Annotated in this window: 18 protein-coding genes and 1 pseudogene; 8 read left to right on the forward strand and 11 right to left on the reverse strand. The window is 54.2% G+C overall.

Translation table 11 applies throughout. The features are described 5' to 3' along the window. Window positions 1-7: 7 nt before the first annotated feature. Window positions 8-778 carry an ABC transporter permease gene (locus tag GYRE_RS00380; protein WP_006817182.1) on the reverse strand — a complete coding sequence of 257 codons (771 nt, stop codon included), beginning with the start codon at window positions 776-778 and terminating at the stop codon, window positions 8-10. Continuing rightward, the gene (locus GYRE_RS00385; protein WP_038252114.1) at window positions 775-1,701 is read right to left on the reverse strand and encodes an ABC transporter ATP-binding protein; all 927 of its coding nucleotides are present in this window, start codon (window positions 1,699-1,701) and stop codon (window positions 775-777) included. The genes GYRE_RS00380 and GYRE_RS00385 overlap by 4 nt, the downstream gene beginning before the upstream one ends. 106 nt (window positions 1,702-1,807) lie before the next feature. Here GYRE_RS00385 and can point away from each other — a divergent pair, with 106 nt between their 5' ends. Beyond that, the gene (gene can / locus GYRE_RS00390; protein WP_038252115.1) at window positions 1,808-2,470 is read left to right on the forward strand and encodes a carbonate dehydratase; all 663 of its coding nucleotides are present in this window, start codon (window positions 1,808-1,810) and stop codon (window positions 2,468-2,470) included. A gap of 26 nt (window positions 2,471-2,496) precedes the next feature. Here the strand turns inward: can and hpt are convergent, their stop codons facing one another. After that, the gene (gene hpt / locus GYRE_RS00395; protein ID WP_166791138.1) at window positions 2,497-3,033 is read right to left on the reverse strand and encodes a hypoxanthine phosphoribosyltransferase; all 537 of its coding nucleotides are present in this window, start codon (window positions 3,031-3,033) and stop codon (window positions 2,497-2,499) included. Window positions 3,034-3,238: 205 nt separating this feature from the next. Between hpt and GYRE_RS00400 the strand changes: the two genes are divergently transcribed. Further along, entirely contained in the window at window positions 3,239-5,629 is a 2,391-nt protein-coding gene (locus tag GYRE_RS00400) for a glucose/quinate/shikimate family membrane-bound PQQ-dependent dehydrogenase (RefSeq protein ID WP_006817178.1), read from the forward strand. 89 nt (window positions 5,630-5,718) lie between these two features. Here the strand turns inward: GYRE_RS00400 and cueO are convergent, their stop codons facing one another. Continuing rightward, window positions 5,719-7,317 (reverse strand): multicopper oxidase CueO, encoded by a 1,599-nt coding sequence (gene cueO, locus GYRE_RS00405; RefSeq protein ID WP_038252116.1) that lies wholly within the window; start codon window positions 7,315-7,317, stop codon window positions 5,719-5,721. Window positions 7,318-7,462: 145 nt separating this feature from the next. Here cueO and GYRE_RS00410 point away from each other — a divergent pair, with 145 nt between their 5' ends. From GYRE_RS00410 to speD, 3 genes are all read left to right on the forward strand, one after another. Further along, window positions 7,463-7,810 (forward strand): YacC family pilotin-like protein, encoded by a 348-nt coding sequence (locus tag GYRE_RS00410; RefSeq protein WP_038252117.1) that lies wholly within the window; start codon window positions 7,463-7,465, stop codon window positions 7,808-7,810. Between the two features lie 94 nt (window positions 7,811-7,904). Beyond that, the gene (gene speE, locus GYRE_RS00415; RefSeq protein WP_038252118.1) at window positions 7,905-8,771 is read left to right on the forward strand and encodes a polyamine aminopropyltransferase; all 867 of its coding nucleotides are present in this window, start codon (window positions 7,905-7,907) and stop codon (window positions 8,769-8,771) included. Window positions 8,772-8,786: 15 nt separating this feature from the next. Further along, window positions 8,787-9,581: an adenosylmethionine decarboxylase gene (speD, locus tag GYRE_RS00420; protein ID WP_006817174.1), complete on the forward strand. Its 795-nt coding sequence runs from the start codon at window positions 8,787-8,789 to the stop codon at window positions 9,579-9,581. 32 nt (window positions 9,582-9,613) lie between these two features. Here the strand turns inward: speD and yacL are convergent, their stop codons facing one another. After that, window positions 9,614-9,976 carry a protein YacL gene (gene yacL / locus GYRE_RS00425; protein WP_006817173.1) on the reverse strand — a complete coding sequence of 121 codons (363 nt, stop codon included), beginning with the start codon at window positions 9,974-9,976 and terminating at the stop codon, window positions 9,614-9,616. 159 nt (window positions 9,977-10,135) lie between these two features. Further along, complete coding sequence (acnB, locus tag GYRE_RS00430) at window positions 10,136-12,733, reverse strand: bifunctional aconitate hydratase 2/2-methylisocitrate dehydratase (RefSeq protein ID WP_112471436.1); 2,598 nt, start codon at window positions 12,731-12,733, stop codon at window positions 10,136-10,138. A 412-nt stretch (window positions 12,734-13,145) separates the two neighbouring features. Here acnB and GYRE_RS00435 point away from each other — a divergent pair, with 412 nt between their 5' ends. Both GYRE_RS00435 and GYRE_RS00440 read left to right on the forward strand, forming a co-directional pair. Further along, window positions 13,146-14,696, forward strand: a complete 1,551-nt coding sequence (locus GYRE_RS00435) for a DUF3300 domain-containing protein (protein ID WP_038252121.1) — start codon at window positions 13,146-13,148, stop codon at window positions 14,694-14,696. Window positions 14,697-14,706: 10 nt separating this feature from the next. Further along, window positions 14,707-15,501 (forward strand): DUF2950 family protein, encoded by a 795-nt coding sequence (locus GYRE_RS00440; protein ID WP_038252122.1) that lies wholly within the window; start codon window positions 14,707-14,709, stop codon window positions 15,499-15,501. A gap of 46 nt (window positions 15,502-15,547) precedes the next feature. Here GYRE_RS00440 and GYRE_RS00445 read toward each other — a convergent pair whose 3' ends face one another. The 5 genes from GYRE_RS00445 to pdhR all read right to left on the reverse strand — a co-directional run bounded on the left by GYRE_RS00445 (window position 15,548) and on the right by pdhR (window position 23,074). Continuing rightward, window positions 15,548-15,832, reverse strand: a complete 285-nt coding sequence (locus GYRE_RS00445) for a hypothetical protein (protein WP_038252124.1) — start codon at window positions 15,830-15,832, stop codon at window positions 15,548-15,550. A gap of 172 nt (window positions 15,833-16,004) precedes the next feature. Then, a complete protein-coding gene (lpdA, locus tag GYRE_RS00450; RefSeq protein WP_038252128.1) occupies window positions 16,005-17,429 on the reverse strand; it encodes a dihydrolipoyl dehydrogenase in 1,425 nt (474 codons plus the stop codon). Window positions 17,430-17,629: 200 nt separating this feature from the next. After that, window positions 17,630-19,513, reverse strand: a complete 1,884-nt coding sequence (gene aceF, locus GYRE_RS00455; protein ID WP_006817167.1) for a pyruvate dehydrogenase complex dihydrolipoyllysine-residue acetyltransferase — start codon at window positions 19,511-19,513, stop codon at window positions 17,630-17,632. 14 nt (window positions 19,514-19,527) lie between these two features. Then, window positions 19,528-22,191, reverse strand: coding sequence for a pyruvate dehydrogenase (acetyl-transferring), homodimeric type (gene aceE / locus GYRE_RS00460; protein WP_006817166.1), 2,664 nt, complete (start codon window positions 22,189-22,191; stop codon window positions 19,528-19,530). Between the two features lie 118 nt (window positions 22,192-22,309). Further along, on the reverse strand, window positions 22,310-23,074 hold the full coding sequence (pdhR, locus tag GYRE_RS00465) for a pyruvate dehydrogenase complex transcriptional repressor PdhR (RefSeq protein WP_006817165.1): 765 nt from the start codon (window positions 23,072-23,074) through the stop codon (window positions 22,310-22,312). Window positions 23,075-23,601: 527 nt separating this feature from the next. Here pdhR and GYRE_RS00470 point away from each other — a divergent pair. Continuing rightward, a pseudogene (locus GYRE_RS00470) lies at window positions 23,602-24,130 on the forward strand (amino acid permease); the annotation flags it as partial.

A 24,130-nucleotide genomic window follows, 5' to 3' on the forward strand; every position in this document is an offset into this window, starting at 1 on the left:
GAAGGGTTTAGCTGCGCAGACCGCGTCCTTTCTGGATGAGATACCAGCAGAGCAGGTAAAACGCGGCGATAAAGACCACCAGAACCCCCACGGTGGTTGCCAGCGGCACGTCGCTAATACCGAGGAAGCCAAAGCGGAAACCACTGATCATGTAGACAATCGGGTTCAGGTGCGACAGCGCCTGCCAGAACGGTGGCAGCAGCGTCAGCGAGTAAAATACCCCGCCAAGATAGGTCAGCGGCGTCAGTACGAACGTCGGGATAAGGCTGATATCGTCGAAGGTTTTAGCAAACACCGCATTCAACAACCCCGCCAGAGAGAACAGCACCGCCGTCAGCAGCAGCGTCAGTCCGACGAACAGCCAGGAGTGGACCTGGAACGGCACGAAGAACAGCGAAATTGCCGTCACCAGAATGCCAACGCACAGGCCGCGCGCCACGCCGCCGCCGACGTACCCGGCAATGATGACATGGGTTGGCACCGGAGCCACCAGCAGTTCTTCAATGTTACGCTGGAATTTCGCGCTAAAAAACGACGAAGCGACGTTGGCATAGGCGTTGGTGATCACCGCCATCATGATAAGCCCCGGCACGATGAACTGCATGTAGGTAAAACCATGCATCTCGCCAATTCGTGAACCAATCAGATTACCGAAGATGATGAAATAGAGCGTCATGGTGATAACCGGCGGCACCAGCGTCTGGATCCAGATACGCATAAAGCGCTGGATCTCTTTCGCCCAGATACTTTTCAGGGCGACCCAATAAAGCTGCATCATGCCTGCTCTCCTTGTTTCACATTCACCAGCGACACAAACAGCTCTTCCAGACGGTTGGCTTTGTTACGCATACTTAATACCTGAACACCCTGCGCGCTGAGCTGGCTAAAGACGCTGTTAATGCCCTGCTCGCGCAGCACTTCCACCTCAAGCGTGGAAGTATCGACCAGCCGGTACTGATAGCCGTCGAGCTTCGGCAGAGGGCTTTTCGGTGCCAGATCGAGGATGAAGGTCTCCGATTTAAGCTTTGAGAGCAGATTTTTCATCGAGGTATTTTCCACTAACTCTCCGTGCTGAATGATGCCGATGTTACGGCACAGCATTTCAGCCTCTTCCAGGTAGTGGGTGGTTAAAATGATGGTGGTACCCTTGTCGTTGAGATCCTTCAGGAACCCCCACATAGAGCGACGCAGTTCGATATCCACCCCGGCGGTCGGTTCGTCGAGGATCAGCAGTTTTGGCTCATGCATCAGTGCACGAGCAATCATCAGGCGCCGCTTCATCCCACCGGAAAGCATACGTGCACGTTCGCTACGTTTTTCCCACAGATCGAGCTGTTTTAGGTATTTTTCGCTACGTTCGACGGCTTCTTTTCGCTCAACGCCGTAGTAACCCGCCTGGTTCACCACGATCTGCTGAACGGTCTCGAACGGGTTGAAGTTAAACTCCTGCGGCACCAGCCCCAGCTGGCGTTTGGCGTTGACCACGTCCTTGCCCAGATCGTAGCCAAATACGCTCACGCTGCCGGAAGTTTTGTTCACCAGCGAACTGATGATGCCGATGGTGGTTGATTTGCCTGCGCCGTTCGGCCCAAGCAGCGCGTAAAAGTCACCAGCTTCAACACTAAGATCGATACCACGCAGCGCCTGAACGCCGCCCGGATAGGTCTTTTTAAGCTGTTTTAGTTCCAGAGCAATGGTCATTAAATGTCTCTTATCGTGTTGTGACACTCGATGTGTGGTTTTAAAAATGATGGAGTTGACCTATATTAGCGCAACGCACTTACTTGGTTACAGGTCGTTAACCTCCATGAAAGATATAGATACACTCATCAGCAATAATGCACTATGGTCAAAAATGCTGGTGGAAGAGGATCCCGGTTTTTTTGAGAAACTGGCACAAGCGCAGAAACCACGCTTTCTATGGATTGGATGTTCCGACAGCCGCGTTCCCGCTGAACGCCTTACGGGTCTGGAGCCGGGTGAACTCTTTGTTCACCGTAACGTCGCCAACCTCGTCATTCACACTGACCTGAACTGCCTCTCCGTGGTGCAGTACGCGGTTGATGTGCTGGAAGTCGAGCACATCATCATCTGTGGCCACTATGGCTGCGGTGGCGTACAGGCGGCGGTAGAGAATCCGGAACTCGGCCTCATCGACAACTGGCTGCTGCACATCCGTGATATCTGGTTCAAACACAGCTCACTGCTGGGCGAAATGCCTCAGGAACGTCGTCTCGACACCCTGTGCGAGCTGAACGTGATGGAGCAGGTTTATAACCTGGGCCACTCCACCATTATGCAATCAGCCTGGAAACGCGGCCAGAAGGTCACGGTTCACGGCTGGGCTTACGGCATTCACGATGGCCTGTTACGCGATCTCGACGTGACCGCCACCAGCCGCGCTACTCTGGAGCAGCGTTACCGCCACGGGATTTCCAACCTGAAGCTTAAGCATGTAAATCATAAATAACAAAAAAGGCCCCGCGGGGCCTTTTTTTATTCGTCCAGCAGGACCACTTTGCCGACGTACGGCAGGTGGCGGTATCGCTGAGCGTAGTCGATACCATAGCCAACGACAAACTCATCCGGAATAGCAAAGCCGACATATTCCACGGTCACATCCACTTCACGGCGGGACGGTTTGTCCAGCAGAGTACAGATGGCAAGGGATTTTGGCTCACGCAGGCTCAGGATTTCGCGCACTTTCGACAGAGTATTACCAGAATCGATAATATCTTCGACGATCAGCACGTCTTTACCACGGATATCCTCGTCGAGATCTTTGAGGATTTTTACATCACGGGTGGTGGACATGCCGCTGCCATAGCTCGACGCCGTCATAAAATCGACTTCATGTGATACCTGTACTTCGCGGCACAGGTCAGCCATGAACATAAATGAACCGCGCAGCAGCCCAACCAGCACCATATCACTGCCGCTATCTTTATAGTGTTCAGTAATCTGACGACCTAATTCGGCGATACGCGCTTTGATCTCCGCTTCCGGGATCATCACTTCAACAGTATGTTTCATTAAACTAACCATCTGATTTAAAGAGTAAATCACTCAATATCACCGCCAGTGGCAGCAGTATTGATCAGCAAGCGGCACAGTATACCAGCAAAACCATTTATACGGTGCATGCGATCATAAAGCTCGATTTGTGATTCCGATCACACTTGTTAAATCCTATAATTAATTGCTACTAAAAAATTAACTATTTGGTGGGTGTCTTTCTATGGCAGAAACAAAACCTCAACAATCACGAATTCTCGTGACGCTAACGGCCCTCTTTGCAGCATTCTGCGGGCTATATCTTTTAATCGGAGGGGTATGGCTGGCCGCGATTGGCGGTTCCTGGTACTACCCCGTAGCAGGTCTGGTGATGCTTGCCGTCACCGTCATGCTGTTTCGCGGTAAGCGCTGTGCGCTATGGCTGTACGCCGCTCTGCTGCTCGCCACGATGGTCTGGGGCGTGTGGGAGGTCGGTTTCGACTTCTGGGCGCTGACGCCGCGCAGCGATATTCTGGTGTTCTTCGGCATTTGGCTGATTCTGCCCTTTGTCTGGCGTCGTCTGCACATCCCTTCCGGCGGTGCCGTATGTGCACTGGTGGTGGCGCTGCTGATAAGCGGTGGCATCCTGACCTGGGCCGGCTTCCACGATCCGCAGGAAATCAACGGCACGCTGAGCACCGATGCGACGCCAGCGGCGCCGATTTCTACCGTTGCTGATCAGGACTGGCCCGCTTATGGTCGTAATCAGGAGGGGCAGCGCTACTCCCCGCTGAAGCAAATTAACGCGGACAACGTTCACCAGCTGAAAGAGGCCTGGGTATTCCGTACCGGCGATCTGAAGCAGCCTAACGATCCGGGTGAAATCACTAACGAAGTGACGCCGATTAAAGTCGGCAACATGCTCTATCTGTGCACCGCGCACCAGCGTCTGTTTGCGCTGGATGCCAAAACCGGGCAGGAGAAATGGCACTTCGATCCGCAGCTCAACACTGACCCATCCTTCCAGCACGTCACCTGTCGTGGTGTCTCTTACCACGAGGCCACGCCAGCAAACGCCCCTGCGGATGTGGTGGCTGACTGTCCGCGCCGCATTCTGCTGCCGGTGAACGATGGTCGTCTGTTTGCGCTCAATGCGGATACCGGTAAGCTGTGTGAAACCTTTGCAAACAAAGGGATCCTCAACCTGCAAACCAACCAGCCGGTGACCACGCCGGGGATGTATGAACCCACTTCCCCACCGATCGTGACCGACAAAACCATCGTTATTGCAGGTGCTGTCACCGATAACTTCTCAACCCGCGAGCCGTCCGGCGTTATCCGTGGTTTTGACGTTAACAGCGGTAAGCTGCTGTGGGCCTTCGATCCGGGTGCAAAAGATCCGAACGCGATCCCGGAAGACGAACACCACTACACCCTGAACTCGCCGAACTCCTGGGCACCTGCGGCCTACGATGCGAAGCTTGATCTGGTGTACCTCCCGATGGGCGTTACCACGCCGGATATCTGGGGCGGTTACCGCACGCCGGAGCAGGAACGCTATGCGAGCGCGATTCTGGCGCTGAACGCGACCACCGGTAAACTGGCCTGGAGCTACCAGACCGTCCACCACGATCTGTGGGATATGGACATGCCTTCCCAGCCGACGCTGGCTGACATCACCGTAAAAGGCGAAACCGTTCCGGTGATCTATGCCCCAGCGAAAACCGGGAACATTTTTGTTCTCGATCGTCGTGACGGTAAGCTGGTCGTCCCGGCGCCGGAAAAACCGGTTCCGCAGGGTGCCGCGAAAGGTGATCACGTTTCCGCAACCCAGCCGTTCTCCGATCTCAGCTTCCGACCGAAGAAAGATCTGACCGATGCGGACATGTGGGGCGCCACCATGTTCGACCAGCTGGTGTGCCGTGTGATGTTCCACAAACTGCGCTACGAAGGGATCTTTACCCCGCCGTCTGAGCAGGGCACTCTGGTATTCCCGGGTAACCTGGGGATGTTCGAATGGGGTGGGATTTCCGTTGATCCTGACCGTCAGGTGGCGATTGCCAACCCGATGGCGCTGCCGTTTGTCTCTCGTCTAATCCCACGCGGGCCGGGCAACCCGATAGAGCCGCCGAAGGACGCGAAAGCCAGCGGTACCGAATCCGGTATCCAGCCGCAGTATGGCGTTCCGTTTGGCGTGACCCTGAATCCGTTCCTTTCACCGTTCGGTCTGCCGTGTAAACAGCCGGCGTGGGGTTATATCTCCGCCCTGGATCTGAAAACCAACCAGATCGCGTGGAAAAAACGTATTGGTACCCCGCAGGACAGCATGCCGTTCCCGATGCCGGTTCCGGTGCCGTTCAACATGGGGATGCCAATGCTGGGTGGCCCAATTTCTACCGCGGGTAACGTGTTGTTTATCGCGGCGACCGCAGACAACTATCTGCGCGCATACAACATGACCAACGGGGAGAAACTGTGGCAGGCGCGTCTGCCAGCGGGCGGACAAGCAACGCCGATGACCTATGAAGTGGATGGCAAGCAGTATGTTGTTATCTCTGCGGGCGGTCATGGTTCATTCGGAACGAAGATGGGTGACTATATTGTCGCTTATGCATTGCCGGATGATGTGAAGTAAATCTTTATCCTCACCCTGACCCTCTCCCTAAGGGAGAGGGGATTGTTTGGTGACTCCCTGCCGGGGTGAGGGCTTCAAACCGCAGCAGACTACACCGTAAACCCAAGCATCATCCCGGTGTCTTCATGCTCTAACAGATGGCAGTGCGCCATGTACATCTGCTCTTTCGGCGCATCATTCTCGAATTTCACCAGCACTTCGCTGACACCCCCCTCGACACGAACCGTATCTTTCCAGCCAGCGCGATGTGCGGCAGGAGCATGACCGTTCTCTGAGAGAATGCGGAACTGGGTGCCGTGGATATGGAACGGGTGCAGCATCATGTCGCCTTTACCAGAGATCTGCCAGCGCTCGTACTTCCCTTTTTCTGCCGCGAACATGGGCTTATTCATATCAAAAGCCACGCCGTTGATGCGGTTCGCATTATGGAAATCAAAGCCTTTATCGCCGTGGTTCATCTGGCCCATATTGCCATGACCCATCATGCTGCCATGGTCCATCTTACCCATCATATCGCCATGATCCATATTGCCCATCATGCCGCCATGACCCATATTACCCATCGCCTGACTGCCATATTTTTGCATCAGCGCCTGCATACCCATCATATCGAGCATCGGGTCCATAGAGAGCTGCAGAGTGCGCTGGGTCAGCCCTTCCAACGCTGGTAGCGCCGGGATTGAGCTCAGCGTATCCGGTAGAGTACCGGAGGCAGGGATCGCCAGCGGCTGAACGTGCAATACCGGATGCGCCTTGTCGAATGGCGTAATCGCCATCCCCATCTGGCTCACTGGCAGGGTAATGATATCGAAAGCTTTGCCATCGCTGGTATCCACCAGCACTTCAAAACGCTCGCCCATCAACATTGGCAGCTCGGTGACTTTTACCGGTTCGGCCAACAGGCCGCCGTCGCTTGCGATAACGTACAGCGGGCGGTTGTCACTGGTGGCAAAGTTAAGGGAACGCGCGTTGCAGCCGTTGAGCAGCCGCAGACGCAGCCAGCCTTTCGGTGCCGAATGCTGGGGATACATCACGCCGTTGGTGAGGAGCGTATCGCCAAACCAGCCCACGGCGGCGCTCATGATGTCGAGCTGGTAATCAATCTGGCCGTCAGCGGTAAATTTTTTATCCTGGACGATGACCGGCACGTCGTCGATGCCCCACTGTTTTGGCAACAGCAGAGAGCGTATGGCATTGTCTTCAATCAGTACCAGACCCGCCAGCCCCATCGCAACCTGGCGGCCAGTTTTACCGTGTTGATGGGGATGGAACCAGCAGGTTGCCGCCTGCTGAGTTGGCGTAAACGTGACGCTTCTTGATGCGCCCGGCTGAATGATGCCTTGCGGACCGCCGTCAACCTCACCCGGGATTTCCAGTCCGTGCCAGTGAACGGTCGTCTCTTGTGGAAGCTGGTTATGAATATCAACGGTAATCGCTTTGCCCTGACGCAATTGCAGGGCCGGGCCCAGCAGATTTCCGTTATAGCCCCAGGTGGTGGCAGAATGCGCACCGAACTGCGTTTTACCGGCCTGAATGGTCAGCGTAACGCGGCCTGCCGCATCGGGGCTCAATAATTCTGGGATCGGAAGCGCCGGGTATTGCGCGGCGAAAGCATAACGGCTCCATGCCGGTAATGCGCTGGCAACGCCAATCGCGGCAGTGAGTTTGATAAATTCACGACGATGCATTCTGACTTCCTTATTCTTCTGCTGGCGAATGTTTGAGCTTAAACCCTCCCCTTGCGGCAAGGTCAAGCAGAAAGATAATAATAAAGATCGGCGGCTAAATATGAAGTGTGCTAACGTTGAGCATCCGCGATGTAAGGTAGAAGAAATGACGACGTTTTTCAGAACATTGGTGCTCGGCAGTTTGCTCGCGTTCTCCTGCAGCAGCTACGCGTTAAGCGAGTCCGAGGCAGAAGATATGGCTGACCTGACCGCCGTATTTGTCTTTCTGAAAAACGACTGTGGCTACCAGAATTTACCCAACGGGCAAATCCGTCGCGCACTGGTCTTTTTTGCTCAGCAAAACCAGTGGGATCTCAGTAACTACGACACCTTCAACATGAAGGCGCTTGGCGAAGATAGCTATCGCGACCTGAGCGGGATCCGTATTCCCACTGCAAAAAAATGCAAAGCGCTGGCCCGCGACTCCCTGAGCCTCCTCGCCTACGTCAAGTAACTTCCTGTCGATAGTTTGACCGTGCATCCACGGTCACCGTCGGCTATGATGTTGCGCCCATTTTGAAGGGGTGTTAACAAAGGAGGTATCCGCTATGGCCGACAATCCGTTGTGGCACGAAACGCTGCACAACAACTTTGGTCAGTACTTTACCGTTGATAACGTGCTGTACCATGAAAAGACCGATCATCAGGATCTTATCATCTTCGAGAACGCGGCATTTGGCCGGGTAATGGCGCTGGATGGCGTTGTGCAAACCACCGAACGTGATGAATTTATCTATCACGAAATGATGACCCATGTTCCGCTGCTGGCTCACGGCCATGCAAAGCACGTGCTTATCATCGGCGGCGGCGACGGCGCAATGCTGCGCGAAGTCTCCCGCCACACCGCGCTCGAAAGCATCACCATGGTAGAAATCGACGCAGGCGTGGTCTCTTTCTGCCGCCAGTACCTGCCAAACCATAATGCCGGAAGCTACGACGATCCGCGCTTTAACCTTGTGATCGACGACGGGGTTAACTTCGTCAACCAAACGTCACAAACGTTTGATGTCATCATCTCTGACTGTACCGACCCTATTGGTCCTGGTGAGAGCCTGTTTACCTCAGCGTTTTATGAAGGCTGCAAGCGTTGCCTGAATCCGGGTGGGATTTTTGTTGCCCAGAACGGTGTTTGTTTCCTGCAGCAGGATGAAGCCATCGACAGCCACCGCAAACTGAGCCATTACTTCACTGATGTGGGGTTCTATCAGGCGGCGATCCCGACCTACTACGGCGGCATCATGACCTTTGCATGGGCGACCGATAACGAAGCGCTGCGCCATCTTTCCCCGGAAATTATCCAGGCGCGTTTTCGTAGCGCAGGCCTGAAGTGCCGTTATTACAACCCGGCTATCCACACGGCTGCCTTCGCGCTGCCACAGTATTTACAAGATGCACTGTCTTCACAGTCATCCTAAGGAGATGATAATAAATTGAAAAAGCTGAAACTACATGGCTTTAACAACCTGACCAAAAGCCTGAGTTTTTGTATTTACGATATCTGCTACGCCAAAACAGCGGAAGAGCGAGATGGTTATATCGCCTATATCGACGAACTCTATAACGCCAACCGTCTGACCGAAATTCTGTCAGAAACCTGCTCTATTATCGGGGCAAATATCCTGAACGTTGCCCGTCAGGACTACGAACCACAGGGCGCGAGCGTCACCATCCTGGTGAGCGAAGAACCCATCGATCCTACGCTTATCGATAAAACCGAACACCCGGGCCCGCTGCCTGAGGCCGTTGTGGCCCATCTCGATAAGAGCCATATTTGCGTCCATACCTATCCGGAGAGCCATCCGGAGGGCGGTCTTTGCACCTTCCGCGCGGATATTGAAGTCTCTACCTGCGGCGTGATTTCGCCACTGAAAGCACTGAATTACCTTATCCACCAGCTTGAATCGGATATCGTGACCATCGATTATCGCGTGCGCGGTTTTACCCGCGACGTGAACGGCATGAAGCACTTTATCGATCACGAGATTAATTCGATTCAGAACTTTATGTCTGATGACATGAAGGCGCTGTACGACATGGTAGATGTGAACGTCTATCAGGAAAATATTTTCCATACCAAGATGCTGCTTAAAGAGTTCGACCTTAAGCACTACATGTTCCACACCAAACCGGAAGATTTGACGGAAGAAGAACGGAAGGTGATTACGGACCTGTTGTGGAAGGAAATGCGCGAAATCTACTACGCCAGAAATATCCCGGCGGTGTAAAACCCGTGCGGAGCAGGGACGCTCCGCGTTGGTTATTTCTGTTTAATGAATACCCGATAAGCCTCGATCACCTGTAGAAAGTCTTCAACGCCGCACATCGACAGGCTCTCTTCGTCGTAATAGCTCATCCCTTCTTCTATCTCGTCGCCGGAAAACTCAAGCTGATTGGCGCGTACCATCACCTCTTCGCCATCCATCCACACGGTGTACTCGTGCCCGGCACACTGCCATGAACGTTCGGTACCTTTGAGCGCCTGCGCAGCCTGCTCCACTTCCTCCAGTAGGGCGAGGTTGTCTTTAACCTCTTCGTTGAACCAGTGGCCTACGGCCTCGTGGCCCATCGACATCCGCACCTTCACCCCACCGGTAAGATCGCGCAGAAATTCGTAATCCATAGCGTTTTCCTCTGCAAAGCCATTACGTTAATTATCGCAGCAGAGAGGAAGAAAAAAAGCGGAACGAGTGGAAGGAATGAAAATAAAAAGGTGAGGACAAGACCCTGCGATCTGGTGCCCTCACCCCAGCCCCTCTCCCACAGGAGAGGGGAGCATTTGTTATACTGCGGTCTGGAAGATAACCCCGTCAGCTTTCTCGGTGTACTGAGAGAGCTGATCGAAGTTCAGATAGCGATAGGTATCTACCGCGGTCTTATCTACCTGAGCAACAAAGGTCTGGTACTCTTCCGGTGTTGGCAGTTTACCAATGAGTGCCGCGACGGCCGCCAGCTCAGCAGACGCCAGGAAGACGTTCGCGCCGGTACCAAGACGGTTCGGGAAGTTACGGGTTGAGGTAGAAACTACCGTCGCACCGTCAGCCACACGCGCCTGGTTACCCATGCACAGTGAACAGCCCGGGATTTCAATACGCGCCCCGCTCTTACCAAACACGCTGTAGTAGCCTTCTTCAGTCAGCTGAGCCGCATCCATACGGGTTGGCGGAGCCACCCACAGACGCGTCGGCAGTTGACCTTTGTGGTTATCCAGCAGTTTACCGGCGGCACGGAAGTGACCGATGTTGGTCATGCAGGAGCCGATGAACACTTCGTCGATTTTCTCGCCCTGCACGTCAGACAGCAGACGCGCATCGTCCGGATCGTTCGGCGCGCACAGAATAGGTTCTTTGATATCCGCCAGATCGATGTCGATCACTGCCGCGTACTCCGCGTCAGCATCGGCTTCAAGCAGCTGCGGATCCGCCAGCCATTTTTCCATGCCCTGAACACGACGCTCCAGCGTACGACGATCGCCGTAGCCTTCTGCGATCATCCACTTCAGCAGTACGATGTTAGAGTTCAGATACTCAACGATCGGCGCTTTGTTCAGCTTGATGGTACAGCCCGCAGCAGAACGTTCAGCGGAGGCATCGGTCAGTTCAAACGCCTGCTCTACTTTCAGATCCGGCAGACCTTCAATTTCAAGGATGCGGCCAGAGAAGATGTTTTTCTTACCTTTCTTCTCTACGGTCAGCAGGCCCTGCTTGATAGCGTACAGCGGGATCGCATGTACCAGATCGCGCAGAGTGATGCCCGGCTGCATTTTGCCTTTGAAGCGCACCAGCACTGATTCCGGCATATCGAGCGGCATGACGCCGGTCGCGGCAGCAAATGCCACCAGGCCAGAGCCCGCCGGGAAGGAGATGCCGATCGGGAAACGAGTATGGGAGTCACCACCGGTACCGACGGTATCCGGCAACAGCATACGGTTCAGCCAGGAGTGGATAACACCATCGCCCGGACGCAGCGACACGCCGCCACGGTTCATGATGAAGTCTGGCAGTGTGTGGTGGGTGGTTACGTCGACCGGCTTCGGATAAGCCGCAGTGTGGCAGAAGGACTGCATCACCAGGTCAGAAGAGAAGCCCAGGCACGCCAGATCTTTCAGTTCATCACGGGTCATTGGACCGGTGGTGTCCTGAGAGCCGACAGAGGTCATCTTCGGTTCGCAATAAGCGCCCGGACGGACACCGGCAACGCCGCAGGCACGACCAACCATTTTCTGTGCCAGAGAGAAGCCACGGTTGCTTTCCGCCACGTCTTTCGCTTTGCGGAACACCTCGCTGTGCGGCAGACCCAGCGCTTCACGCGCTTTGGTGGTCAGGCCACGGCCGATGATCAGCGGAATACGGCCACCGGCGCGCACTTCGTCAACCAGCACGTCGGTTTTAAGCTCGAAGTTTGCCAGCAGTTCGTTGGTTTCGTGGTTACGCACTTCACCTTTAAACGGGTATACGTCGATAACGTCGCCCATGTTCAGGTTGTTTACATCGACTTCAATTGGCAGCGCACCGGCATCTTCCATAGTGTTGAAGAAGATTGGCGCAATTTTACCGCCAAGGCACAGACCGCCGCCGCGCTTGTTCGGCACGTGCGGAATGTCGTCGCCCATGAACCACAGTACGGAGTTGGTGGCCGACTTACGGGAAGAGCCCGTACCGACAACATCACCGACGTAGGCCAGCGGGAAACCTTTTTTCGCTAAGGCTTCGATCTGTTTGATAGGGCCGACAGCACCTGGCTGATCCGGCTCAATGCCTTCACGGGCGTTTTTCAGCATCGCCAGCGCGTGCAGCGGGATATCCGGACGAGACCAGGCATCCGGCGCCGGAGACAGGTCGTCGGTGTTGGTTTCACCGGTCACTTTGAAGACGGTGACGGTAATTTTGTCGGCCAGCTGCGGGCGGTTCAGGAACCACTCGGCATCGGCCCAGGACTGCATAACCTGCTTCGCAAACGGGTTACCGGCTTTTGCTTTTTCTTCCACATCGTAGAAGTTATCAAACATCAGCAGAGTGTGGGACAGCGCTTTGGCGGCAATCGGTGCCAGCTTTTCGTTATCCAGCGCGTCGATCAGCGGATGAATGTTGTAACCGCCCTGCATTGTGCCGAGCAGTTCAATCGCTTTTTCAGGGGTAACCAGTGGGGAGGTCGCTTCGCCTTTGGCTACAGCGGCAAGGAATCCAGCTTTAACATAGGCGGCTTCGTCAACGCCCGGCGGTACACGGTTAATCAGCAGGTCTAACAGGAATTCTTCTTCGCCAGCAGGCGGATTCTTCAGCAGCTCAACCAGGCCGGCCATTTGGGTTGCATCTAAGGGTTTTGCAACAATCCCAACGGCTGCACGCTCAGCTACGTGCTCACGGTATTCTTTTAGCACGACGGTTCTCCTCGCTCTCATTGTCATATGCGGCAGGCGATTCTCTTCACGCTCCTGTGAGACAGCAGTTTGTAGGGTAAATGCCGGATACCGCGTCGGGCAGCATAGCAGGATTTTGGTAGAGTGTTAATCCGTTTACAAAAAAGCAACATTAAATACTTGCTGAATCGTTAAGGATAAATGTTGCAAGCGAAACCGGGGGGCTAAAGAAGACAAAATGCTTTTATGACCAAGGCTTACCGGCATAACCATGCAGCTTAGCGAATGACATTTATAATTCGAGTAATAAATACACACACTCTTTGTCGAATCTGGACTCAAATTCCCTCTTTGAGTCAAAAACGCGGCAAAGGGGTGAATATACTCGTGGCTTTATGAACGCCTGTCGGCGCTACTTTGTCGGAGTCATACTATGACGTTGTCCTTTAAACCTCAGGCCCTCGTTCTGCTGTGCAGTGCCGGGCTGCTCGCCGCTTCTGGTGTGTTATATGTGAAGAGCCGGGCCCCGGAAACCATCACCCAGCCTGCCGCACAAACGGCGGCTCAACCTGCACCTCCGGCACCTGCCCCTGCTCCGGCGGCCACCGCACCAGCCGCCGCGCCGGTGACCACCACCTACACCACTGCGCAAATCGATCAGTGGGTCGCCCCCGTGGCGCTCTACCCGGATAACTTGCTGTCGCAGGTGTTGATGGCAGCCACCTACCCGACAAACGTGATGCAGGCGGTGGAGTGGTCACACGATAACCCGAGCATGCAGGGCGATCCCGCCGTGCAGGCCGTGGCGAACCAACCGTGGGATCCTAGCGTGAAATCGCTGGTGGCATTTCCAGCCCTGCTGACGCTGATGGGTGAAAACCCACAGTGGGTTCAGGACCTGGGTAACGCCTTCCTCGCCCAACCGCAGGACGTGATGAACTCGGTACAAAAACTACGCGCCCTGGCGCAGCAAACCGGCGCGCTCAAGTCCACTCCACAGCAAAAAGTGACGGTCACGGCAGCCCCGGCAAATAGTAGCTCAACCACCACCACGACCCAGAGCGCACCGGCCACAACTCAGGTGATTAAAATTGAATCCGCGGATCCTCAGGTGGTCTACGTGCCCACCTACAATCCGTCGACGGTCTATGGCACCTGGCCTAACACCGCCTATCCCCCGGTTTACTTACCGCCACCTCCCGGGGAGCAGTTTGGTAACAGCTTTATGAACGGTCTCGGCTTCAGTCTTGGGGTCGCTACCACCTACGCCCTGTTCAGTAATATCGACTGGGATGACGACGATCATTACCACGGTAATGGCAACTGGAACGGCAATGGCTACAACCACAACGGCGATAACATCAACATTGACGTGAATAACTTCAACCGTATATCCGGGGAACATTTGAACGGTAAAAATGTTAACTGGCAGCACAACCCGACGTACCGCAACAACACGCCATACCCTAACAACTCGCTGAACCAACAGTTCCATCGAACCAACGTGGCGGGAGGACTCAGCGCCACTCAGAACACAACGGTCAACCGCGACAGCCAGCGTCAGGCCGCGATGAACCAGTTCGAGAAGAAAACGGGTACTTCAGCGCGCCCGGCGGCGGGCACGAAAGATGCCCAACGTAAGGCAGCGTCACAGCAGATGCGCCAGACGGCAAAACGCAATGATTATCGTGGGTACGACAACCAGCCGGTGAATCGGGCGAAGAACCAACGCCAGCAGCCGTCGGCGCAGCAACAGCAGCAGCGTCGTGAAAGAGCGCAACAGCAGCAGCGCACTGCGTCCAACGCCGCACAACGCCCGCAGCGCGTACAGAATAACCGGGCCAATGCGTTGAGCGGGAACGATAGCCGCTCGCCGTCCTGGGAGGCACAGCGTCAGCGGGGTATGGAGAGCAGAAACACCTCCGCCCGCAACAATCAGGCTCGTGAAGGCCGTGGTCAATCTCGTGAAATGCGTCGTCGCTAAGGAAAAAGTCATGAAAAAAACAGTGATTGCTGGCGTACTGACGCTATTCGCTCTGCCGGTATTTGCTCAAAAGGCATTCACCACGCCAGAAAAGGCCGCGACCGCTCTGGTCGAGGCAATAACCACCCACAATGAAGCGAAGATGAGCGCTCTGCTGGGCGATGACTGGCGCCGCTATCTGCCGCCTGAAGGTGCGGATCCTGAAGCGGTAGCTCGTTTCCTGCGCGACTGGAAAGAGAGCCACAAAATCGTCACCGAAGGCGATACCGCGTATATCAACGTCGGCAGTGAAAACTGGCAGCTACCGATCCCCATGACCCGTCATACGGAAGGCTGGCAGTTTAATATGGCCCAGGCGGCGGAAGAGATCGAAACGCGTGAAATCGGGCGCAATGAGCTTTCTGCCATTCAGGCGATGCACGCCTTTGTTGATGCGCAGCAGGAGTATTACCAGCTCACCAACTCATGGGCGAAGAAACTCATCAGCAGCGAAGGGAAAAAGGATGGTCTTTACTGGCCCATCAAGCCTGGCGAAGCCCCAAGCCCCCTCGGCCCTGCCTACAGCCCCGCCGTGCCTGGGATGGGGTACCACGGTTATCATTTCAGGATAATTAATGACCACGACGCTTCAGGCGTGGCGCTGATTGCCTGGCCTGTGGTCTGGGGACAAACCGGAGTGATGAGCTTTATGGTCAATCTGAACGACGAAGTGTATCAGGCCGATCTCGGTGAGCAGTCTGCAGAGAAGGTTAAAACTGTCACCCACTTCTCGACAGAAGCCCCCTGGCAGAAAGTCGAACAATAAAAACGACAAAGCCTGGCAATCGCCAGGCTTTTTTCTCAGCCAACCATTAACCCTGATGTGGCATCAGACCCTGATGACCAATCACCGCCGGTTTTGAGCTGGTGAGTGCGGCTTCGTCGGCACCAATACTGCCAGAGTTCGCGGCCCACACCCCTTCCTGAGTTTTAGTCACAGCCTGATGCTGCGCATTCAGATCCTGTCCGACGCCAGCAATGTGCGTGCTTTCAGTAGCACCGCTGTTGACTGCCCACGGAATAACGGGGTCGGCGGCAAATGCCAGACCTGAAAATAGTGTTGCGGCTAATGCTGCTGTAGTCAGTAACCTTTTCATCTTGCACCTCGAAAATAATTAGCACTCTATAAGTTTACTCTGAAATTAGTTTCAAAAGGACTTCAAGATGTAGAGAGGTATTACGCGAGAAATGATTACTAACACTTTGACGAAGCGGGAGAAATAAAAAAAGCGGCTGACTCAGCCGCTTTTTATTATCTTCGCAGAAGACTTACTTCTTCTTCGCTTTCGCGTTTGGCAGGTCGGTGATGCTACCTTCAAACACTTCAGCGGCCAGACCCACAGATTCGTGCAGGGTCGGGTGCGCGTGGATGGTCAGCGCGATATCTTCGGCGTCGCAACCCATTTCGATAGCCAGACCGATTTCACCCAGCAGTTCGCCGCCGTTGGTACCGACAATCGCACCACCGATAACGCGGTGAGTTTCTTTGTCGAAAATCAGTTTGGTCATACCGTCTGCGCAGTCGGAAGCGATAGCACGGCCAGAAGCAGCCCACGGGAAGGTGGCGGTTTCGTAGCTGATGCCTTTCTCTTTCGCTTCTTTCTCAGTCAGACCGACCCATGCCACTTCTGGCTCAGTGTAGGCGATTGACGGGATAACTTTCGGATCGAAGTAGTGCTTCATGCCGGCGATAACTTCAGCGGCAACGTGACCTTCGTGAACACCTTTGTGCGCCAGCATCGGCTGACCGACGATATCGCCGATAGCAAAGATGTGCGGCACGTTGGTGCGCAGCTGCTTGTCAACGCGGATGAAGCCACGGTCGTCCACTTCCACGCCAGCTTTGCCCGCGTCGAGGTTTTTACCGTTCGGTACACGACCGATAGCCACCAGCACCGCGTCGTAACGCTGCGGTTCGCTCGGGGCTTTTTTGCCTTCCATGGAAACGTAGATACCGTCTTCTTTCGCTTCAACGGCGGTCACTTTGGTTTCCAGCATCAGATTGAATTTCTTGCTGATGCGCTTGGTGAAGACTTTAACGATGTCTTTGTCGGCAGCCGGGATAACCTGGTCGAACATTTCAACCACGTCGATATCTGAACCCAGTGCGTGGTATACGGTGCCCATTTCCAGACCGATGATACCGCCACCCATAACCAGCAGGCGTTTAGGTACAGTTTTCAGTTCCAGCGCATCGGTGGAATCCCACACGCGCGGATCTTCATGCGGAATGAACGGCAGTTCGATCGGACGGGAACCCGCCGCGATGATAGCGTTGTCGAAGTTGATAACGGTTTTGCCGTTCTCGCCTTCCACTTCCAGGGTGTTCGCCCCGGTGAATTTACCCAGACCGTTAACCACTTTAACTTTACGGCCTTTGGCCATACCAGCCAGACCACCGGTCAGCTGAGTGATTACTTTCTCTTTCCAGGTACGAATTTTGTCGATATCGGTTTTCGGTTCGCCGAAGACGATACCGTGTTCAGCCAGCGCTTTGGCTTCTTCGATAACTTTCGCAACGTGCAGCAGTGCTTTAGAAGGGATACAGCCAACGTTCAGACAAACACCACCGAGGGTGCTGTAACGTTCTACGATTACGGTTTCCAGACCTAAATCAGCGCAACGGAAGGCAGCGGAATACCCTGCCGGACCTGCCCCAAGTACCACGACCTGAGTTTTGATTTCAGTACTCATCATGACCTCTTAATTTATTTCCGGCGGTCCCTGGTCTTGTCGCCCATCATCCACCGGGTCGTTCTATCCGCCCGTATTTTACAAAATTGTTAACAATTTTGAAACAACAAAACGGCAACGATTTATCTTTGGCACGAATAACCTCATATAACATCATGAGATTACCAGAAAAAAGCCGGCCGATTGGCCGGCTTTTTCTCTTACATCACCAGGCGGCGAATGTCGCTCAGCATGTTGTTGATGATGGTAATAAAGCGCGCACCATCAGCACCGTCGATAACACGGTGGTCGAAGGACAGGGAGATCGGCATCATCAGACGCGGTACGAACTCTTTGCCATTCCACACCGGCTCCATCGCAGACTTGGAGACACCGAGGATAGCCACTTCCGGCGCGTTCACGATCGGCGCGAAGTGAGTGGTGCCCAGGCCACCGATGCTGGAGATGGTGAAGCAACCGCCCTGCATTTCGCCAGCGGTCAGTTTGCCATCACGTGCCTTTTTGGAGATCACGGTCAGTTCACGAGACAGCTCGGTGATGCTCTTCTTGTTCACGTCTTTAAAGACCGGAACCACCAGGCCGTTCGGAGTATCAACCGCTACACCGATGTTGATGTATTTCTTCAGCGTCAGGCGCTGCGCATCTTCGGACAGAGAGCTGTTGAAGCGCGGCATCTGTTCCAGAGCGGCGGCAACGGCTTTCATGATGAAGACCACTGGGGTAAATTTCACGTCCAGTTTACGCTTCTCAGCTTCGGCGTTCTGCTGTTTACGGAACGCTTCCAGATCGGTGATATCGGTTTTGTCAAAGTGCGTAACGTGCGGGATCATCACCCAGTTACGGCTCAGGTTAGCACCAGAGATTTTCTGGATACGACCCAGTTCCACTTCTTCAATTTCACCAAACTTGCTGAAATCAACTTTCGGCCACGGCAGCATGCCCGGCAGACCGCCGCCAGCCGCTGCAGCCGGAGCCGCTTCAGCGCGTTTAACCGCATCTTTCACGTAAGCCTGAACGTCTTCGCGCAGGATACGGCCTTTACGACCGGAGCCTTTCACTTTCGCCAGGTTAACGCCGAATTCGCGTGCCAGGCGGCGGATCAGCGGAGTCGCGTGAACGTAAGCGTCGTTTTCAGCAAACTCAGATTTGCCTTCAGCTTTTGCAGCCGGAGCCGCTTTAGCCGCCGGAGCCGGAGCTGCCGCAGCAGGTGCCGGTGCCGCAGCCGGTGCTGCCGCAGGGGCCGCGCCTTCGACTTCGAAGACCATAATCAGAGAGCCGGTAGACACTTTGTCGCCGGTGCTGATTTTGATTTCTTTCACGGTACCCGCGAACGGCGCCGGAACTTCCATAGAGGCTTTGTCGCCTTCTACGGTGATAAGAGACTGCTCAGCGGTCACTTTGTCACCGACCTTCACCATCACTTCGGTCACTTCGACTTCATCACCACCGATATCCGGTACGTGAACGTCTTTCGCGCCCGCAGCCGCTGCCGGAGCGCTTGCCGCCGGTGCTGCTGCTTGTGCCGGAGCCGCTGCCGGAGCTGCGCCCGCGACTTCGAAGACCATGATGAGAGAACCGGTGGAAACTTTGTCGCCGGTAGTCACTTTGATTTCTTTCACAGTGCCTGCGAACGGTGCCGGAACTTCCATAGAGGCTTTGTCGCCTTCTACGGTGATCAGGGACTGCTCAGCGGTCACGGTGTCGCCCACTTTGACCAGGATCTCGGTGACTTCAACTTCGTCGCCGCCGATGTCCGGCACGTGAACGTCTTTCGCTGCCGCGGCAGCTGCTGGTGCAGCGGCCGGAGCGGCTTTCTTCTCTTCCTGCGCAGGTGCAGCAGCAGCTGCACCGTCGGCGGAATCGAATATCATGATAAGTGCGCCAGTCTCGGTTTTATCGCCGACAGAGACTTTGATCTCTTTAACGATGCCAGCCTGCGGAGACGGGACTTCCATAGAGGCTTTGTCGCCTTCTACGGTGATCAGCGACTGTTCTACTTCAACTTTGTCGCCCACTTTGACCAGGATCTCGGTGATTTCAACTTCATCAGCCCCGATGTCCGGTACATTGATTTCGATAGCCATTATCTCTTTACCTCTTACGCCAGACGCGGGTTAACTTTTTCTGCATCGATATTGAATTTGACGATTGCGTCAGCAACCACTTTCTTATCGATTTCGCCACGTTTAGCCAGTTCGCCCAGTGCCGCTACGACTACGTAAGACGCGTCCACTTCGAAGTGGTGACGCAGATTCTCACGGCTGTCAGAGCGACCGAAGCCGTCAGTACCCAGTACGCGGTAATCATCAGCCGGTACATAAGTACGAACCTGCTCAGCAAACAGTTTCATATAGTCAGTGGAAGCCACTGCCGGTGCATCGTTCATCACCTGAGCGATGTACGGAACGCGCGGGGTTTCCATCGGGTGCAGCATGTTCCAGCGCTCACAATCCTGGCCATCACGCGCCAGTTCAGTGAAGGAGGTGACGCTGTACACGTCAGAGCCCACGCCGTAATCTTTCGCCAGGATCTCTGCTGCTTCACGAACGTGACGCAGGATAGAACCGGAGCCCAGCAGCTGAACTTTACCTTTGCTACCTTCGAGGGTTTCGAGTTTGTAGATACCTTTACGGATACCTTCCTCGGCACCTGCTGGCATTGCCGGCATGTGGTAGTTTTCGTTCAGAGTGGTGATGTAGTAGTAAACGTTCTCTTGCTTCTCACCATACATACGCTCCAGACCGTCATGCATGATGACAGCAACTTCGTACGCGTAAGAAGGATCGTAGGAGATACAGTTCGGGATAGTCAGAGACTGAATATGGCTGTGACCATCTTCGTGCTGCAGACCTTCACCGTTCAGGGTCGTACGACCAGAAGTACCACCTACCAGGAAGCCGCGAGCCTGCTGGTCGCCTGCCTGCCAGCACAGGTCACCGATACGCTGGAACCCGAACATGGAGTAGTAAATGTAGAACGGGATCATCGGCAGATCGTTGGTGCTGTAAGATGTCGCAGCAGCCAGCCAGGATGCGCCTGCGCCCAGCTCGTTGATACCTTCCTGCAGGATCTGACCTTTTTCGTCTTCTTTGTAGTAAGCAACCTGCTCACGGTCCTGCGGGGTGTACTGCTGGCCGTTCGGGCTGTAGATACCAATCTGACGGAACAGACCTTCCATACCGAAGGTACGCGCTTCGTCGGCGATGATCGGAACCAGACGGTCTTTAATAGACTTGTTCTTCAGCATCACGTTCAGGGCACGAACGAAGGCGATAGTGGTAGAGATCTCTTTGTTCTGTTCTTCCAGCAGCTGAGAGAAGTCTTCCAGCGCCGGCAGTTCCAGTTTCTCGGTGAAGTTCGGCTGACGAGCTGGCAGGTAGCCTTTCAGCGCCTGACGACGTTCGTGCAGGTACTTGTGCTCTTCAGAACCTTCCGGGAAGGTGATGTAAGACAGGTTTTCTACCTGCTCATCGCTCACTGGAACGTTGAAACGGTCGCGGATATGACGCACGCCGTCCATGTTCATTTTCTTCACCTGGTGAGCGATGTTTTTACCTTCTGCGGTATCACCCATGCCGTAACCTTTGATGGTATGGGCCAGGATTACAGTCGCTTTACCTTTGGTGTCCTGCGCTTTTTTCAGTGCAGCGTAGACTTTCTTCGGATCGTGACCACCACGGTTCAGGGCCCAGATCTGCTCGTCAGTCCAGTCAGCAACCAGAGCGGCGGTTTCCGGGTATTTACCGAAGAAGTGCTCACGAACGTAGGCGCCGTCTTTGGATTTGAAGGTCTGGTAGTCACCGTCAACGGTTTCGTTCATCAGCTGGATCAGTTTACCGCTGGTGTCTTTACGCAGCAGCTCATCCCAACGACCGCCCCACATGACCTTGATGACGTTCCAGCCAGCACCCGCGAAGATGCCTTCCAGTTCGTTGATGATCTTGCCGTTACCGGTTACCGGACCATCCAGACGCTGCAGGTTACAGTTGATGATGAAGCACAGGTTGTCCAGTTTCTCACGGGTTGCGATAGTGATCGCACCTTTGGATTCCGGCTCATCCATCTCACCGTCGCCCAGGAAGGCGTAAACGGTTTGCTCAGAGGTATCTTTCAGACCACGGTGTTCCAGATACTTCAGGAATTTAGCCTGGTAGATTGCACCAATCGGACCCAGACCCATAGATACGGTCGGGAACTGCCAGAATTCCGGCATCAGTTTCGGGTGCGGGTAAGAGGACAGACCTTTACCGTGAACTTCCTGACGGAAGTTGTTCATCTGCTCTTCTGTCAGGCGACCTTCGAGGAATGCACGTGCGTAGATGCCCGGGGAGATGTGACCCTGGAAGTACACCAGATCGCCGCCGTCTTTTTCGTTACGAGCGCGGAAGAAGTGGTTAAAGCACACTTCGTATACGGTCGCAGAAGACTGGAAGGAAGCCATGTGGCCGCCCAGCTCCAGATCTTTCTTGGACGCGCGCAGAACGGTCATGATGGCGTTCCAGCGGATAGCAGAACGAATACGACGTTCCAGATCCAGATTGCCCGGGTATTCCGGTTCATCTTCAACGGCAATGGTGTTTACGTAGTTGCTAGCCCCTGCACCAGCTGCAACCTTCACGCCGCCTTTACGGGCCTCGGAAAGGAGCTGATCAATCAGATACTGAGCGCGCTCAACACCTTCTTCACGGATGACCGATTCGATCGCCTGTAGCCAGTCGCGAGTTTCGATCGGATCCACGTCATTTGGGAAACGTTCTGACATGGGGGGTATTCCTTATATCTAATACGTTGATTTGTCTGGAACCTGTCCCATTGCGCTTTCGTGAAAACGCAATAAGACAGGTTCTGCGTTTAGTTGCCGCGCTCTAAAAAATTGGCGCTTAATCCTTTCGTTGCTGTAAGCGGCGTAGTGAGCGTTCGCGTCGCGACTGTTCACGGCTGCGGTCCAGCAATATTTCCTCAATAAAAGCCAGATGTCGGTGCGAGGCTTCACGCGCCTGCTCCGGCTCTCTGGCCATAATCGCCTCGAAAATTCGGGTGCGATGATTGCTGACCATCGGGAGCATTTCCCGACGGGCGTATAACAATTCGAAGTTTTGCCGTACGTTTTGCGCCAGCATCGGCTCCATGCAGCGTAGCAGATGGAGCAAAACCACATTATGTGCGGCTTCGGTGACGGCAATTTGATACTGGACAACGGCGCTGGATTCGGCGTCAAGATCGCCTGAAAGCTGTGCCCGTTCGATGGCCTGATGAAGTTCGCGAATACGCTCGTGATCTTCATCGGTGCTGCGCAATGCGGCGTAATAGGCCGCGATACCTTCAAGCGCGTGACGGGTTTCCAGCAGATCAAACTGGGATTCAGGGTGGTCGGTCAGTAGCTCTACCAGCGGATCGCTGAAGCTCTGCCAGAGGCTACTCTGCACAAACGTACCGCCGCCCTGGCGACGAAGCAGCAGACCCTTAGCTTCGAGGCGTTGGATGGCCTCACGCAGCGAAGGACGGGAGACGTCGAACTGTTTGGCCAGCTCGCGTTCAGGCGGAAGTTTTTCGCCGGGGCGCAGTGTCCCCTCAAGAATCAAAAACTCCAGCTGCTGTTCAATCACATCAGAAAGTTTTGGTTGGCGGATTTTGCTGTAGGCCATTATTCCCTGTCTCTGCCATTAGCCCGGAGTCAATTGGTCTTACCAATTTCAAGTTCGTAGCGCTAAAGTAACAAAGTATTCACCTTCTGTCCATACAGGTTTTGATTGAAATCAGGAAACCATGCACATTTTAACAACCTTACAGAAAGCACGTTTCAGAAATGTAACTTTGGATAAAAGAGTTGATTACCACTAAAGAGGCACAATTAACCTTAGTGAAACGAGGGATTTGGCAATCTGAAGCGATTCAACAACGCAAATAATGAAATTTTGCCCACTTATTGGGCATTTTTATTCTATGCCTGGAGGTAGGACGTTAAATCGGGCTGATTTACAAATGCTTTCTTTTTATCCAACTCGTCATCATCCCTTCATAAAGCAGGTGCATTCAAATGCGCTTACCACTATTCTTGCGCTTACGGAAGACATCAGCGATTTTTTCAGCCAGATTAACCGTAAAGATATAAATACATAAAATGGACTTTATTGATTACACAACATAACAACCACACACGAACGAGGTTTTCATGATGGAAGGTGAACAGCACGGCGGTCAGCTGAAGCGCGGCCTAAAAAACCGCCATATTCAGCTCATTGCGCTGGGCGGGGCTATCGGGACCGGCCTGTTTCTGGGCAGCGCCTCCGTAATACAGTCCGCAGGACCGGGGATTATTCTCGGCTATGCTATCGCAGGTTTTATTGCCTTCCTGATCATGCGTCAGTTGGGTGAAATGGTGGTTGAAGAGCCGGTAGCCGGGTCTTTTAGTCACTTTGCCTATAAATACTGGGGCTCCTTTGCCGGCTTCGCTTCCGGCTGGAACTACTGGGTGCTCTACGTGCTGGTTGCCATGGCCGAACTGACGGCGGTAGGGAAATACATCCAGTTCTGGTGGCCTGAGATCCCAACCTGGGTCTCTGCCGCCGTGTTCTTCGTTGCCATTAACGCCGTCAACCTCACCAACGTGAAGGTGTTCGGTGAGATGGAGTTCTGGTTCGCGATTATCAAAGTGGTCGCCGTTGTGGCGATGATCCTGTTCGGGCATGGCTGCTGTTCAG

Source organism: Yokenella regensburgei ATCC 49455 (assembly GCF_000735455.1).
Taxonomy (GTDB): domain Bacteria; phylum Pseudomonadota; class Gammaproteobacteria; order Enterobacterales; family Enterobacteriaceae; genus Yokenella; species Yokenella regensburgei.

Coding starts and splice junctions, on each gene's coding strand:
- GYRE_RS00380 (WP_006817182.1), bottom strand. CDS start 778: ATGATGCAGCTTTATTGGGTCGCCCTGAAAAGTATCTGGGCGAAAGAG.
- GYRE_RS00385 (WP_038252114.1), bottom strand. CDS start 1,701: ATGACCATTGCTCTGGAACTAAAACAGCTTAAAAAGACCTATCCGGGC.
- can (WP_038252115.1), top strand. CDS start 1,808: ATGAAAGATATAGATACACTCATCAGCAATAATGCACTATGGTCAAAA.
- hpt (WP_166791138.1), bottom strand. CDS start 3,033: ATGAAACATACTGTTGAAGTGATGATCCCGGAAGCGGAGATCAAAGCG.
- GYRE_RS00400 (WP_006817178.1), top strand. CDS start 3,239: ATGGCAGAAACAAAACCTCAACAATCACGAATTCTCGTGACGCTAACG.
- cueO (WP_038252116.1), bottom strand. CDS start 7,317: ATGCATCGTCGTGAATTTATCAAACTCACTGCCGCGATTGGCGTTGCC.
- GYRE_RS00410 (WP_038252117.1), top strand. CDS start 7,463: ATGACGACGTTTTTCAGAACATTGGTGCTCGGCAGTTTGCTCGCGTTC.
- speE (WP_038252118.1), top strand. CDS start 7,905: ATGGCCGACAATCCGTTGTGGCACGAAACGCTGCACAACAACTTTGGT.
- yacL (WP_006817173.1), bottom strand. CDS start 9,976: ATGGATTACGAATTTCTGCGCGATCTTACCGGTGGGGTGAAGGTGCGG.
- GYRE_RS00435 (WP_038252121.1), top strand. CDS start 13,146: ATGACGTTGTCCTTTAAACCTCAGGCCCTCGTTCTGCTGTGCAGTGCC.
- GYRE_RS00440 (WP_038252122.1), top strand. CDS start 14,707: ATGAAAAAAACAGTGATTGCTGGCGTACTGACGCTATTCGCTCTGCCG.
- GYRE_RS00445 (WP_038252124.1), bottom strand. CDS start 15,832: ATGAAAAGGTTACTGACTACAGCAGCATTAGCCGCAACACTATTTTCA.
- lpdA (WP_038252128.1), bottom strand. CDS start 17,429: ATGAGTACTGAAATCAAAACTCAGGTCGTGGTACTTGGGGCAGGTCCG.
- aceF (WP_006817167.1), bottom strand. CDS start 19,513: ATGGCTATCGAAATCAATGTACCGGACATCGGGGCTGATGAAGTTGAA.
- aceE (WP_006817166.1), bottom strand. CDS start 22,191: ATGTCAGAACGTTTCCCAAATGACGTGGATCCGATCGAAACTCGCGAC.
- pdhR (WP_006817165.1), bottom strand. CDS start 23,074: ATGGCCTACAGCAAAATCCGCCAACCAAAACTTTCTGATGTGATTGAA.